Annotated in this window: 13 protein-coding genes; all 13 read left to right on the top strand. The window is 31.1% G+C overall.

Going from position 1 to position 15,830, the window contains the following annotated elements; all coding sequences use genetic code 11:
* The first annotated feature begins 10 nt into the window (after nt 1–10).
* The 13 genes from AC1Q7L_RS21050 to wecB all read left to right on the top strand — a co-directional run bounded on the left by AC1Q7L_RS21050 (nt 11) and on the right by wecB (nt 15,829).
* A complete protein-coding gene (locus AC1Q7L_RS21050; protein WP_410692272.1) occupies nt 11–469 on the top strand; it encodes a regulatory protein RecX in 459 nt (152 codons plus the stop codon).
* Nucleotides 470–481: 12 nt separating this feature from the next.
* A complete protein-coding gene (locus AC1Q7L_RS21045; protein ID WP_492307914.1) occupies nt 482–1,612 on the top strand; it encodes a DegT/DnrJ/EryC1/StrS family aminotransferase in 1,131 nt (376 codons plus the stop codon).
* A 120-nt stretch (nt 1,613–1,732) separates the two neighbouring features.
* Nucleotides 1,733–3,661, top strand: coding sequence for a polysaccharide biosynthesis protein (locus AC1Q7L_RS21040; protein ID WP_492307915.1), 1,929 nt, complete (start codon nt 1,733–1,735; stop codon nt 3,659–3,661).
* A 36-nt stretch (nt 3,662–3,697) separates the two neighbouring features.
* A complete protein-coding gene (locus AC1Q7L_RS21035; RefSeq protein WP_492307916.1) occupies nt 3,698–4,516 on the top strand; it encodes a polysaccharide biosynthesis/export family protein in 819 nt (272 codons plus the stop codon).
* Nucleotides 4,517–4,523: 7 nt separating this feature from the next.
* A complete protein-coding gene (locus AC1Q7L_RS21030) occupies nt 4,524–6,917 on the top strand; it encodes a GumC family protein (protein ID WP_492307917.1) in 2,394 nt (797 codons plus the stop codon).
* Complete coding sequence (locus AC1Q7L_RS21025; RefSeq protein ID WP_492307918.1) at nt 6,917–8,212, top strand: nucleotide sugar dehydrogenase; 1,296 nt, start codon at nt 6,917–6,919, stop codon at nt 8,210–8,212. Before AC1Q7L_RS21030 ends, AC1Q7L_RS21025 begins: the two co-directional genes overlap by 1 nt.
* 9 nt (nt 8,213–8,221) lie before the next feature.
* Nucleotides 8,222–9,412 carry an L-2-hydroxyglutarate oxidase gene (gene lhgO / locus AC1Q7L_RS21020; protein WP_492307919.1) on the top strand — a complete coding sequence of 397 codons (1,191 nt, stop codon included), beginning with the start codon at nt 8,222–8,224 and terminating at the stop codon, nt 9,410–9,412.
* A gap of 44 nt (nt 9,413–9,456) precedes the next feature.
* On the top strand, nt 9,457–10,581 hold the full coding sequence (locus AC1Q7L_RS21015) for a DegT/DnrJ/EryC1/StrS family aminotransferase (protein WP_492307920.1): 1,125 nt from the start codon (nt 9,457–9,459) through the stop codon (nt 10,579–10,581).
* A gap of 14 nt (nt 10,582–10,595) precedes the next feature.
* Nucleotides 10,596–11,168, top strand: a complete 573-nt coding sequence (locus tag AC1Q7L_RS21010; protein WP_492307921.1) for an acyltransferase — start codon at nt 10,596–10,598, stop codon at nt 11,166–11,168.
* A gap of 9 nt (nt 11,169–11,177) precedes the next feature.
* Entirely contained in the window at nt 11,178–12,203 is a 1,026-nt protein-coding gene (locus AC1Q7L_RS21005) for a Gfo/Idh/MocA family protein (protein WP_492307922.1), read from the top strand.
* A 3-nt stretch (nt 12,204–12,206) separates the two neighbouring features.
* Nucleotides 12,207–13,469 carry an oligosaccharide flippase family protein gene (locus AC1Q7L_RS21000; protein ID WP_492307923.1) on the top strand — a complete coding sequence of 421 codons (1,263 nt, stop codon included), beginning with the start codon at nt 12,207–12,209 and terminating at the stop codon, nt 13,467–13,469.
* Nucleotides 13,462–14,781, top strand: coding sequence for a hypothetical protein (locus AC1Q7L_RS20995; RefSeq protein WP_492307924.1), 1,320 nt, complete (start codon nt 13,462–13,464; stop codon nt 14,779–14,781). Before AC1Q7L_RS21000 ends, AC1Q7L_RS20995 begins: the two co-directional genes overlap by 8 nt.
* Complete coding sequence (wecB, locus tag AC1Q7L_RS20990; RefSeq protein WP_492307925.1) at nt 14,753–15,829, top strand: non-hydrolyzing UDP-N-acetylglucosamine 2-epimerase; 1,077 nt, start codon at nt 14,753–14,755, stop codon at nt 15,827–15,829. The genes AC1Q7L_RS20995 and wecB overlap by 29 nt, the downstream gene beginning before the upstream one ends.
* Nucleotide 15,830: the final 1 nt, after the last annotated feature.

Below are 15,830 nucleotides of genomic sequence, written 5' to 3'. Positions count from 1 at the left end.
TTTTATAGCTATGGAAAAGAAATCTTTCACTTTTGATGAAATTAAGCTGAAATTGGTAAACTATTGTGTTTATCAGGATCGTTGTCATGCAGAAGTAGAGCAGAAAATGCGAGAATTTATGTTAATTGAAGAAGCTAAAGATGAAATAATCCTTTATCTTTTAAAAGAAAACTATTTAAATGAAGAAAGATTTACCCGAAGTTACATCCGTGGAAAGTTTTACATAAAACATTGGGGGAGAAATAAGATTAAAATTAATCTGAAGCAAAAACAGATTTCTGAAAAACTAATAAATAGCTGTTTTGATGAAATTTATGAACCAGATTATGAAAAAGCATTAAAAAAAATGTTTGAAGATTATTATTCTAAACAAACAGGCTTAAAGGAATATCAAAGAAAATCAAAGACTATTAAATATTTGATGGGCAAAGGTTTTGAATATGAAAAAATAAATGATATTTTTGATTAAACATAAACAAGATTGAAAGAGGAAAAAATCTGGCTTTCGCCTCCACACATGGGAGGAAGCGAGTTGAAATATATACAGAACGCATTTGATACCAATTGGGTTTCACAATACGGTTCCAACATTGATGAGTTTGAAAAAAGTCTTGAAAATTATCTTGGAAAAAACTCGTTCGTTACTGCTTTGTCTTCCGGGACTGCTGCTATTCATTTAGCATTGAGTATATTAAATGTACAAGAAGGTGATTTTGTGATCTGTCAATCGTTTACTTTTGTAGCATCTGCTAATCCTATTCTTTATTTAAAAGCTATTCCTGTTTTTGTTGATAGTGAAAATTCAACTTGGAATATGTGCCCAAATGCATTGGAAGATGCTGTTAAATATTGCATGAGTCAAGGCAAAAAACCTAAAGCAATTATTACAGTTTCTTTATATGGAATGCCTTTTATGGTGGATGAAATTCTTGAAATTTCCAGAAAATATGAAATTCCTATTATAGAAGATAGTGCAGAAGCTTTAGGAAGTAAATATAAAGGGCAACCTTGCGGAACTTTTGGAGATTTATCAATAATCAGTTTTAACGGAAATAAAATTATTACGACCTCAGGAGGTGGAATTTTGATTTCGAAAAATCAAACGGATAAAAATAAAGCCCTTTTTTTGGCCACACAGGCAAAAGATAATGAGGAATATTATAGCCATTCTGAAGTTGGATATAACTATAGAATGAGTAATATTTCTGCTGGAATAGGGAGAGGGCAGATGGAAGTACTGGAAAATAGAATACAGCAAAGGCGAGAAAACCATGATTTTTATCAAGAAATTCTTAAAGATATTGATGGAATAAATCTGTTTTCAGCGCCAAATGATGACTTTTATTCCAATTATTGGCTCAATACAATTGTAATAAAGAAAAATATTTTATCAAAAGAAAATATTAGAGAAATTTTTTCGCAAAATAATATAGAAACCAGATATTTATGGAATCCGATGCATTTACAACCGCTTTACAGGAAATGTAAGTTCTTTGGTAATAATTTTTCTGGTATAATTTTTGCCAATGGTTTGTGCTTGCCGTCAGGAACTGACCTTACTGATAATAGCAAAAACAGGATTGCTGAAGCTTTAAAAAAAATTAATCACTAAATTTATTTTTTAAATAGTAAGTATAGATGAAATTTTATTTTAATTTTGCAAGATTGATATAACTATTAATAATGAATATCAGGTTTTATACCTTATTAAATATGAACACAAATAACGACAATGTACAATTCTCTTAGAAATAAAATATTTGGAGGGGATAATGTTGTCAATCTCTCAGACGTAAGATACCTTCCCAGATGGATAATACTTGTAATAGACATTATTATTCTGGTAGTATCCTTATTTCTTTCAACTTACATTATTGAAAAAATCAGCATAAAAGAATTTATTTATCATGATAATGAAAGCATTGTTTTTGTTTCTATCATCTTGGTGAATGTAATATTCATGTATTTTTTTAAAACTTATGCAGGAATTATAAGGCATTCAACGTTTATTGATTTATTTAAATTATTGATTTCGTGCTTCTGTACCATGTTCATTGTAGGAATGATCAATATGATTTATTTCTGGACAACCGGAGAAAAATTCATACTAACACCTTATTTGATACTTTATTTCATCATTTCCTTCATGGGGTTATTTCTTTTTAGATTATACGTAAAAGAATTTTTTCATATCGTTAGAGAATACCGCAGAAGTGCCCTGAAAAAAAGGATTTTGGTTTTAGGTATTGATGAGCAGTCTATTGCCATTGCAAGGGCTATTTTAGATAACCCTAGTCTACCATATCAGGTTGTAGGATTTCTTACCCAAAGAACTGATTCTAAAAGAGCTTCGTTATTAGGAAAACCTATTTACGAAAAGAAAAGAATAGAAGAAAACTCAAAAGAAGATCTTATTATAGACGGTGTAATTATCGTTAAAGAAATGATGTCTAAAGACGAAATGAATTCATGGGTGAATTTATTTTTAGAAAAAGACTTAAATATTTTCAAAGCTCCATCGGTACAAAAACTCAGAGAAAATGATTTAGGAGTTTCCATCAGAAATCTTCAAATTGAGGATCTATTGAACAGAAAGCCTATAAAAATCGAAAATGAAGAGGTTAAGAGCAGGCATTATAATAAAAATGTTTTAGTAACAGGTGGTGCGGGTTCTATTGGTAGTGAAATTGTAAGACAGGTAGCGCAATTTAACCCATCTCTTATCGTTGTATTAGATCAAGCTGAGACACCTCTATATGATATAGAACTGGAGATGAAGGAGAAATTTCCTCATATCAGATTCAAATTTGTTCTGGCAGATGTTTCAAACAAACACAGAATTGAGCCGTTATTCCAAATGTATAACTTTTCAATGGTTTATCATGCTGCTGCTTATAAACATGTTCCTTTAGTTGAAGAAAATCCACATGAAGCTATTTTAGTTAATATTTTAGGTTCCAAAAATGTCTCTACTTTATCAAATAAATATAAAGTGAACAGATTTGTGATGGTTTCTACAGATAAAGCTGTTAATCCTACCAATGTGATGGGAGCTTCTAAAAGAGCTTCAGAGCTATTTGTTCAGTCTTTACAAAATGTTGAGGGTAATGCCACTAAGTTTATTACCACAAGATTTGGAAATGTTTTAGGATCTAACGGATCTGTTATTCCACATTTTAAAAGACAGATCGAAGCTGGAGGGCCTGTTACCATTACTCACCCGGATATTGTAAGATATTTCATGACAATTCCTGAAGCTTGTGAATTGGTTTTGCAGGCTGGAACAATGGGACAAGGTGGGGAGATTTTTGTATTCGATATGGGAGATCCTGTAAAAATATTGGATCTGGCTAAAAGAATGATAAAATTGTCTGGTTTTGAGCCGGAAATCGATATTAAAATAATATATACAGGTTTAAGACCTGGAGAAAAATTATATGAGGAGTTATTAAGTGATAATGCGAAAACTCTTCCTACTCATAACGAAAAAATTATGATCTCTAAAGATCCAACAATGGATTTCTCGGAGATAGAAGCGTTGGTAAATTCTATTACACGAGCCTCGATAAAAAGAGATAAAGTTGATATAGTAAAGATTTTAAAGATAATTGTTCCAGAATTTAGGAGTAATAATTCTGTCTATGAGGTATTAGACAAATAGAAAAAATATAAATGTATATTTGTACAATTTTAAAATATGAAGGGTAAAATATTGGCATTATTTGTTGTGTTTTCATTAATTGGATGTAAAACCAATCCTAATAGACACAATGATTTGAACTATATGCAAAATATAGAGCAAACAGCCACAGAAGCGTCTGCAAAAAATTCAAATTCTACAATACAGATAGGAGATCAATTGATTATCCTAATTACGGCGAAGGATATGGATGTTGTAAAACCGTTCAACCAAAATTATTCTTCTGCAGAAATGGTTCAAACCAATGCTTTGGCTGGCGGTAATACCCCCAATCAGGGGATAACTACACTTTCCGGACCAACTTATATAGTAGATACGCAAGGAAATATTGATTTTCCTATTTTAGGTAAGATTAACACAACAGATAAATCTCTTGTTGAGTTTAAAGATGAACTTCGTGATAAAATGACAAAGTATATCATTAGCCCAACGGTAAGTGTAAGACTTGCTAATTTCAAAATTACGGTATTGGGAGAAGTGAACAGACAGGGAGATTATACAATAGCAAACGGACAGGCAACTATTTGGAATGCTCTAGGTCTTGCGGGTGACTTAACGATGTACGGAAAAAGAAATGATGTACTTGTAATAAGAACTGAAAATGGAGCTATTACGCACGGAAAAGTTAATTTGCAGGATGCTAATCTTATCAATTCACCTTACTATAATTTAAAGCAAGGTGATGCTATCATAGTTTCTGCCAGCAATACCAGAGACTTAGCAGCTAAACAGAATCCGAATACCGGACTTTATTTAACGGCAGCATCTATAGCCATTACAGCAGTAGCAGTAGTAGTAAGTTTATTCAAGAAATAAAAAATTAATGGACAACCAATCTTCACAATTTTCAGAAGTAGAAAATAACTCAGACAGTATTAATATTAATGAAATAATAAGGCCTTATTTAAGAAAATGGCCATGGTTTATTCTAAACGCATTTATAGCTTTAATACTTGGTTACGTTTCATTAAAATTTATGATACCTGTATATCAGGTTCAATCTACAGTACTGATAAAAGATGCTAAAAATTCAACTTCACCTGTAGGCACCGATCTAGGTGTATTACCTGATTTATCTGGATTTGGAGGTTTAAAAACAAATAGTATAGCCAATGAGATTGAGATTCTGAAATCAAAAAAGATGATGAGAGATGTTATCATCAGCCAAAATCTTCAGACCAATATTGTTGCTAAAGGAAGAGTTACTACAGTAGAACTATATAAGGAGACTTCTCCAATAGAGGTGAGAGTCGTTACAGAGAAGCCTGATAACGGAGCAAATAATATTGTTAACTTAACTATTGATGGAGATAAGCTTACTGTAAAATCAGGAAAAAATGCTAAAGATATTGTTACAACATATGGCAAAACAATAGGCTTGCCATTTGCTAATATTATCATTACAAAAAATAATAAATTTAATCCTATTGCAGCAAAGGGAATAAATACTAAAAATTTAGAGTTGCAAATTTCTTCATTGGAAGCTAGAGTAAGTAAACTTCAAAGTGCTCTTACTGTAAGTTTAGTGTCAAAAGACGCAACTGTTGTGAAGCTTGATATGAAATATCCTCAGATATCGAAATCTGAAGATGTACTTAATTCTTTGGTTGTTGCTTATAACAATGATGCTATTTTAGATAAAAATTCAGAATCGAAAAAAACTTTAGACTTTATTGAAGATAGGATAAAAAAATTGTCTGGAGAATTAGGGGATGTTGAAAATCAAAAAGAGAATTTTAAATCAAAAAATAATCTTACAGATCTTGAAACTGAAGCGAAAATTAACTTAGAAAGTTCGGCTGCGGCGAGAGCAAAACAGTTGGATGTAGACGCTCAATTAGAATTAACAAATGCATTAATAGGTTTTGTTAATAATCAAGGTCAATATCAGGTATTACCTTCGAATGTGGGATTAAATAATCCTGATGCTGTTGCAGGCGTATCAACTTATAACCAACTTGTTTTACAAAGGAATAGGTTATTGGAGTCTGCTACTCCGGAAAACCCTGCTGTTGTTGATGTAACTAAGCAGATCAGTTCTATGCGTACCTCTATTATGCAAAGCTTACAAAGAAATAGGACGGGTCTTGAATTGGCTAGGAATGAATATGTAGGAGAGCAGAATAAAGTTTCAGGTAAAATATCTAAGCTTCCGTCTATAGAAAAAATGTTCAGAAGCATTGAAAGACAGCAGCAGATAAAAGAAAATTTATATCTTTTATTACTTCAGAAAAGAGAAGAAACAGCAATTTCATTATCTATCACAGCACCAAAAGCAAGAGTAATTGATGTTGCATATGCTTCAAATGCACCTATATCACCAAAGAGAAATGTTGTCCTACTTATAGCGTTAGCTTTAGGATTGTTGTTACCATTTATAGTAATTTATTTAAAAGAACTGCTGAATAATAAGCTAGTTACTAAACATGATTTAGAAAAATTAGTTAAAGCACCAGTTATTGCAGAATTACCAAGTCTTGAAAAAGGGGATTCTGAAATTGTTCAAATGAATGATATCACGCCAATGGCAGAAGCATTTAGAATTCTTATTACAAATATGAATTTTATGCTTCCTAAAGATAAAGCAGGTGGAAAAGTTGTTTTTGTAACTTCTACAGTGAAAGGAGAAGGTAAAACATTTGCATCAGTGAATTTAGCTCTAACATTAGCTAATCCTAAAAAGAGAGCAATTATTATCGGATCTGATATCAGAAACCCACAATTGCAAAGATATAATCCTGCAAGAAAAGGATTGATAGGGCTTACGGAATATCTTTATTCAGATCAGACAAAGTTAGAAGAAGTTATTCATGTTTCATCATTTAATCCTCACTTGGATGTAATTTATTCGGGTATGATACCTCCAAATCCTACAGAATTATTGTCTAGTGGAAGATACGAAATACTTTTATCAGAATTAAGAGCAAGATATGACTATATCATTTTAGATACAGCACCATTGCTTCTTGTCACAGATACTTTCTTAATTGCAGAATTAGCAGATGTTACCATCTATGTTTCAAGATCTAAATACACTGAGAAAGCTTTGATGGAATTCGCAAATAATAATATTAATCAAAATAAAATCAAAAACGTTGGGTTTGTCTTAAATGATGTCAGCAGAGAAAATTTAGGATACAGCAACAAATATGGTTACGGATACAATAATCATAAAGAACAAACATGGTTTGAAAAAATCAAAAATAAACTTAGCTAATGATGAAAACATATAAAATAGCTGTTATTGGGCAAGGCTACGTAGGCTTACCTTTGTCTTTAGAATTTGCTGGACATTATCCAGTGTTAGGATTTGATATTAATGCACAAAGAGTTGATCAACTTAATGAAGGTTTAGATATAACACTTGAAGCAGATATAGAGAAACTTAATAACGGCTTAAAAAAATACAAAGAATCTAATAACGGTATTGGATATAAAGCTACAAGCCAATTATCAGATATCGCTCAATCAAATATATTTATTGTTACTGTTCCCACACCTATCGATAAATATAATGCTCCGGATCTTAATCCATTAATTTCTGCTTCAAAAATGCTAGGAGAGATTATTAAAAAAGGAGACATTGTTATCTATGAATCTACAGTTTTCCCTGGCTGTACAGAAGAAGAATGTGTTCCTATTTTAGAGAAGCATTCTGGATTAAAGTTTAATGAAGACTTTTTCGTAGGATACTCCCCAGAAAGAATTAATCCGGGAGATAAAGTAAATACTTTGACGAGTGTTAAAAAAGTAACTTCAGGATCTACAGAAGATATTGCAGAAGAAGTGGATAATCTTTATAAAAAAATTATCACTGCAGGAACTCATAAAGCACCAAGTATCAAAGTAGCAGAAGCCTCTAAAGCAATAGAGAATGCTCAGCGTGATGTTAATATTTCTTTTGTAAATGAATTGGCGCTGATTTTTGATAGAGTTGGTATTGATACCAATGATGTTTTGGAAGCAGCAGGAACAAAATATAATTTCCTTAAATATAAGCCAGGTTTGGTAGGTGGTCACTGTATATCTGTTGATCCTTATTATTTGGCTCATAAAGCGGAGCAACTTGGTTATCATCCGGATGTTATCCTATCCGGACGTAGAGTAAATGACTCTATTGCAAAGTTTGTTGCTTCTAAGGTAGTAAAGCTTCTTATTGCAAAGGGAGGAATTATTAAAGATTCTCAGTCTTTAATTTTAGGAGTAACTTTTAAAGAAAACTGTCCGGATGTAAGAAATACAAAAGTGGTAGATATTTACAAAGAGCTTAAAGATTATGGAGTGAATGTAGATATTTATGACCCATGGGCAAGTAAAGAAGAAGTGAAGCACGAATACGGAATTGATATTCTTGATGCTCTTATTGCAGGTAAAAAATATGAATCTATTATCATTGCAGTTTCTCACAGCGAATTTCTTGAAATGGATTTAAACCTATTGAAGAAAGAAAATGCAGTAGTTTTTGATACTAAAGCTTGTTTAGACAGGAACTTAGTAGACGCAAGATTATAATAAAAGACAATGAATTATGACATCGTAATCATCGGCGCGGGCTTGGTAGGATTGGCAACTGCTTATCAGACAAAGCTTAAAAATCCGGATTCTAAGATTTTAATTTTAGAAAAAGAAAAAGATGTATCCTTACATCAATCCGGCCACAATAGCGGGGTGATTCATAGTGGAATATATTATAAACCGGGAAGCTTAAAGGCTAAGAACTGCATCGAAGGCTATAATTCTGTAATAAACTTTGCTAAAGAATACGGAATTAAATACGATTTGTGCGGTAAAATAATTGTTGCAACTTCTCAGGAAGAGCTGCCACTTTTAGATAATATTTATAAAAGGGGAATTGATAACGGTCTTAGTAATTTACAATACCTTTCAAGAGAAGAGTTTCGTGAAATAGAACCTCATTGCGAGGGAGTAAAAGCCATCAAAGTTCCGCAAACTGGAATTATAGATTATCCGGGAGTTGCAAAAAAGATAAAAGAATTATTTGAAGAGCTTGGAGGAGAGGTTAAATTTAATAATGAAGTAAAAGGCATTATTAATAAAGGTTCAGAAATTATTATTAAAACTAATAATTCTGAATTTAAAACAAAAAAATTGGTCTCTTGCGCTGGCCTATATTCAGATAAAATAACAAAAATGACCAATGAGAAGAATGATGTTATCATTATTCCGTTCAGAGGTGAATATTATAAAATAAAAGACGAAAAAAAACACCTTGTAAAGCATCTTATTTATCCTGTTCCGGATCCTAATTTTCCATTTTTGGGAGTCCATTTCACGAGAATGGTTGATGGGAATATTGAAGCAGGACCTAATGCTGTTTTAGCTTTTAAAAAAGAGGGTTACCAGTTTTTTGACTTTAATTTTAGTGAGACCATGCAGACGCTTACTTGGCCAGGTTTTAGAAAAATTGTTGCTAAGTACGGAAAAACAGGAATGGGAGAAGTACATCGTTCTCTTTCAAAAGCTGCATTTACCAAAGCTTTGCAAAAACTAATGCCGGAAATACAGGAAAATGATCTTGTACCTGGAGGTTCAGGAGTTAGAGCACAGGCTTGTGACAGAAATGGCGCCTTGATTGATGATTTTGATATCGTTAAAAACGGAAACATTATCCACGTAAGAAACGCACCTTCGCCTGCTGCAACTTCATGTCTTTCTATAGGAAATAAAATTAGCGAGCTTATAGAAAATTAATTTTTTCTCTAAAGCTTTCGTTATACCCAAACATAAATTATTATATGAAAATTCAAATGGTTGACCTAAAAGGTCAATATGAAAAAATTAAAAACGAAGTAGATGCTGGAATTCAGAATTGTATAGATAATACAGCATTTATTAATGGTCCTGCAGTAAAAGAATTTCAGCAGGATTTTGAAAATTACTTAAATGTAAAGCATGTTATTCCTTGTGCTAATGGTACAGACGCATTGCAGATCGCAATGATGGCATTAGAATTAAAACCTGGGGATGAAATCATTTGTCCTGCCTTTACATACGTTGCAACTGCTGAAGTTATGGGACTTTTAGGATTAAAACCTATAATGGTAGATGTAGATGAAAATACTTTTGAGATTGAACTTAACGGTTTAGAAAAATATATAACTCCAAATACTAAAGCCATCGTTCCTGTTCATTTATACGGACAAAGTGCTGATATGGAGAAAATTCTTGAATTTGCAAAAAAGCATAACTTATTTGTAATTGAGGATAATGCACAGGCAATTGGTTCTGATTATACATTCTCTGACGGAACTATTAAAAAATCCGGAACCATAGGTCATATTGGATGTACTTCTTTCTTCCCTTCAAAAAACTTAGGCTGTTATGGAGATGGGGGAGCTTTAATGACTAATGATGATGATTTAGCATTAAAAATAAGAATGATCGCAAACCACGGTCAGCAAAAAAAATATTATCACAAAGTTTTGGGTTGTAACTCAAGGTTAGATACAATTCAGGCTGCGGTTCTTAAAGTGAAACTGCAACATCTTGATGAATATTCAGCGGCAAGAAATAAAATGGCAGATTATTATGATAAAAATTTAGCCGAAATTTCTGATATTCAGATTCCTGCAAGAGCAAAAAATTCCACTCATGTTTTCCATCAATATACTTTAAAGGTAAAAAATGGAAAAAGAGATGAGCTACAAAAATATCTTGGTGAAAAAAATATCCCAAGTATGATTTATTATCCGCTTCCGTTATATAAGCAGGAGGCTTTTCAGCAATATGTGGAAGAAGATTTCAGTCTTCCTGTTACAGAAAAACTTTGTTCAGAAGTTATTTCACTTCCGATTCACACAGAATTTGATCAGGAGGTATTAGATTTTATTATTTCTGAAATTAAGAACTTTTTTAATTAATAATCAATAAAGATATGTCAGATTTTTTTGCACACGAAACAGCTATTATAGATGAAGGCTGCGAAATAGGAGCCGGAACTAAAATTTGGCACTTTTCACATATTATGCCTAATTGTATTTTGGGAGAAAAATGTAATATTGGGCAAAATGTAGTAGTTTCGCCTAAAGTTATTTTAGGAAAGAATGTGAAGGTTCAGAACAATGTTTCCATATATGAAGGTGTTACTTGTGATGATGACGTTTTTTTAGGACCTTCAATGGTCTTTACAAATGTTATTAATCCTAGGAGTGCTGTAAATAGAAAAAATGAATATTTAAAAACACATGTTGGAGTAGGTGCGTCAATTGGAGCTAATGCAACAGTAGTTTGTGGTCATAACATAGGTAAATATGCCTTTATTGGTGCAGGTGCCGTTGTAACAAAAGAAGTTCCGGATTATGCTTTGGTAGTCGGAAATCCTGCAAGGCAGATGGGTTGGATGAGCGAGTTTGGTCAGCGTCTTCATTTTAATGATGAAGGTATTGCAGTATGTGAAGAAAGCGGAGAAGAATATAGACTTGAAAATAATAAAGTTTCAAAAAATTAAAAAATACAAATGTCTGATAAAATAAAATTTGCAGTTATCGGTTGTGGGCATATTGGGAAAAGACATGCCGAAATGGTGTCTAGGAATTCCGAATGTGAATTGGTAGCTTTAGTTGACGTAAAAGATAAATCTGTTTTAGGAATTGAAGATTATGACGTTCCTTTTTTCGCTTCATTAGATGATTTTTTGAAATCCGGGATTGAAGTAGATGTTATCAACATTGCTTCGCCAAACGGATTTCACTTCGAACAGGCATATAAAGCTATCGACGCGGGAAAACATGTCGTAGTTGAAAAGCCAATGGCTCTAAATAAGCAAGATGCTGAAAAACTTATTTTTCAGGCACTTCACAAACATAAGCAGGTTTTTGCAGTAATGCAAAACCGTTATTCTCCACCTTCTGCATGGATAAAAGAAATGGTAGAAAGTGGAAGATTAGGAGATATATACATGGTTCAGCTTAATTGTTATTGGAACCGTGACGACAGATATTATAAGCCGGAATCTTGGCACGGAAAAAAAGATCTTGACGGAGGAACACTATTTACACAGTTTTCTCACTTTATAGATATTATGTACTGGTTATTTGGAGATCTTACCAATATTCAGGCAAAATTTGCAGACTTTAATCACAAAGATCTTACAGATTTTGAAGATTCAGGTTTTGTGAGTTTTGATTTTGTAAACGGAGGAATGGGTTCTTTAAATTATTCAACATCTGTTTGGAACCAAAACCTTGAAAGTTCGATGACTATTATTGCCGAAAATGGAGCAGTGAAAATCGGAGGACAGTATATGGATAAAGTAGAAGCATGTAATGTAAAAGATTATGTGATGCCTGAATTGGCACCTACAAATCCGGGCAATGATTATGGGGCTTATAAAGGTTCTGCGGCAAATCATCACTACATTATTGAAAACGTAGTCGATGTATTGAAAGGAAGAAACACTATTACTACAAATGCGTTGGAAGGCTTGAAAGTAGTAGATATTATTGAGAGAATTTATACTTTGAAAAGCATTGCAAAAAATTAAAACTTGAAAGATAAACTTAAAGAGCTTTCTCGCAACAAATTTTTAAGAAATGTTTCTACATTGGCTTTTGGTACTATAATAAGCCAAGCTATTGTAGTTGCTTCCTCACCATTACTTTCAAGATTATTTTCGATAGAAGCTTTTGGTATTTTATCTGTATTTACAAGCTTTACCGTTTTTTTTGCAGTTTTATCCACTGGAAGATATGAACTTGCCATAGGATTACCTGAAAATGATGAAAAAGCTTTAAAAATTTTTAAGCTAATAATTTATATAGGGCTTTCTATTTCAATAATTTATTTTTTAATAATTTTTTTATTAAAAATTGTTTTTAAAATTTATGATAAAACAGGTTTTTTAATCCAAAATGAATCACTCATTGCCCCTTTTTATATATTTTTTATTGCAGTATATTCGGCCTTAGGTTATTGGAAGCAAAGAAAAAAAGAATACAAAAGAATTACTATTGCTAATGCAGTTCAAGTCATTTCAGCTACTGTTTTTAGTATAATATTGGGATTGTTAGGCTTTTCTGAAGGAATGATATGGGCGCTTATTTTAGGGATTATAATATCGAGTGCATATTTGTTTATATCTGAAAGAGGTTTATTTACTAATGTATTTAAACAGAGAAATATTAAAAGCATTGCTAAAGAATATTCTTCATTCCCTAGGTACATGATTTTTTCAGATTTATCATTAACTGCAAGTCAACAATTTATTCCAATTTTATTCTCTACACTTTATAGTACAACCATTGTAGGCTTTTTTTCAATGGCAAATAGAATGTTAAGATTACCAAATATTGTTATTACTAGTTCCATAGCAAATGTTTTTAGGAATGATGCTATAGACGAAATAAGAGAAAAAGGAAACTGCGAAGAACTTTATAAGTCAACATTTAAAAAATTGATTTTAATGTCTCTACCATGTTATCTTGTTTTATTTATTATTTCTCCTTATTTGTTTGGAATAATATTTGGAGAACAATGGCACGAAGCAGGAGTATTCGCACGTATTATTTCGGTATTTCTTTTAGTAGAGTTTGTGGCAACACCATTAAATACTCTTTTTTATGTAAGAAAGAAACAAAAAGTATTAATGAGATTGCAGTTTATGAATGCATTATTTGGAGGGATTATGATATATTTAGGGTTCAAGTTTTTTGCTAGTCCTTCAACATCTCTTATATTATTTAGTTTAAATTCTTTAGCATTTAACATATTATTTTTATTCCTTTCATTTAAAATTTCAAAATATGTTTAAGAGAGTTTATAATAAAAAAATAACGAAAATTATTATATCTATATTATATATTCTCTTGTTTATGTACGGATACAGAGAATTCTTATATGGAGCATATTTGTATGCAGGTTTTGATATTGTTAAGGGAAGAATTGAAGAAACAGAATTTAAGTATTACACGTTTATTATTTCATTTTTACCAGTAATATTTCATAATGGAATAAAACAAATTTCAAGCTTTATTTCAATTTTCATTTATTATATTTTATATGTACCAATTGTTGTAACGTTTTACTATAATATGGAAGAGCATATATCTTATATAATGCTTCTTCAGTTTTTTTTTATGATAAGTATGTCAACACTATTTTTGGCAGACAGAGTGAAAATATCAAGAAGTTTTATTATACCATCTAATATAAATCCTTTTAAAGTTATTCTTGTATTAACTTGGTTATCTACATTATATATAGCATTTGTATATAGAAATAATCTTAATTTTTCTTCTTATGAAGATGTTTATATTCAAAGATCATCAACACAAGAACTTGGTCAAGATATTTTTACTGCATATTTCGGAGCTTGGCTAGCTAACGTTTTTATTCCTATATCCGCTACTTATGGTCTTTTTTCAAAAAAGAGAATCTATTTTATTTCAGCAGTTATAGGAAGTATTATCATCTATATGTCAACTGCTGATAAGCAAATACTTTTATTTCCATTTATTATTTTCGGTATTTATAAACTACTAATCAAATCATCTTTAAAAAACTCATTTTCTACTATAGGTGTTGGTTTAATTATTTTAATGATTGTAACATTACTTTCAGGTCTTTCTATATTTTCGGCTTTATTTTGGATGAGAACTATAGGCAATGGAGGAATGTTAACAACATATTATAATAAATTTTTCTCTGAGCATCCACATACACATTATTCACATATAAATTTAGTTAATGCAATTACTAATGAATATCCTTATGGAAATAACTCTCTTGGACAAGTAGTAGGTAAAGAATATTGGTCAGACGATTTAAATGCAAATGCTAATTTTTGGGCTACCGATGGGTTTGCTGCAATAGGAGATATTGGCATATTAATTTCAGGATTTATTTTATTTTGTATTTTTATTATTTTTAATAAAATAAGCCTTTATTATAATAAGATATTTCTTGTTTGTATTTTAATACCTTTTTTAGGTACATTAATGAATACTTCATTATTTACATCATTAGTAACTGGAGGAGGTTTTCTTATTTTTCTTTTTCTATCTTTAAAAAACACTATAAAAAATCCGTATATAAATGAAAATTATAACAATAATAGGAGCTAGACCTCAATTTATAAAAGCAGCAGTTTTAAGTAGAATTATTAAAAATGATTCTGAAATTCATGAAGTTTTAGTCCATACTGGACAGCATTATGATGAGAATATGTCTGAAGTCTTTTTCGAAGAAATGAATATTCCAAAACCTCAATACAACCTACATATTCAAAGTAAACATCATGGAGAAATGACAGGTAAAATGATAATGGAAATTGAAAAAGTTGTTTTGCAGGAAAATCCTGATTGGATCTTGGTATATGGGGATACAAATTCTACATTAGCAGGTGCACTGGTAGCTTCTAAATTAAACATAAAATTAGCTCATGTTGAGGCAGGCTTACGTTCATTCAACAATAAAATGCCTGAGGAAATCAATAGAATTATAACGGATAGATTAAGTAATATTCTTTTCTGTCCTACAGATTATGCTATAGAAAATCTTAAATCAGAAGGTTTTGAAAATTTTGCTGAAAAGGAAATTGTAAAAACTGGTGATATTATGTTAGATGCATCTATTTTTTATTCCAAAAATAAAATAAATTTTAATAAAAATATTCCTGAAAATTTTGTATTATGTACTGTACATAGAGCAGAAAACACAGATAATGATGAAAAATTATTCACAATTTTTGAATCATTAAATGAAATTGGAGTTACTAATAAAGTAGTTTTACCCTTACATCCAAGAACAAAGTCTAAGCTGGATCTATTAAAACCAGAGTATAAATCAATGTATCCTAATATTATTTTTCTTGAACCTTTGGGATATTTAGAAATTATTTGGTGCCTTACCCATTGTAAATTTGTAATTACTGATAGTGGCGGACTTCAAAAAGAAGCTTACTTTTTTAAGAAAATGTGTCTTACTCTTAGAGATGAAACTGAATGGAAAGAGTTAGTAGATAACGGATACAATATCCTCACAGGTATAAATAAGAATGAAATTTTAGAAAAATCTGATAAGATATTGAATATTAAACAGAACTTTGATAAAGAATTATATGGAAATGGTAAAGCAGGAGAATTAATTCTTGAAAAGCTTAAAAATTATTAAG

The sequence above is a fragment of the Chryseobacterium sp. GW823-FHT05E08 genome (assembly GCF_058795655.1).
The sequence above is the reverse complement of the archived record's forward strand: the minus strand, read 5'-3'. Positions and strand labels throughout refer to the sequence as shown.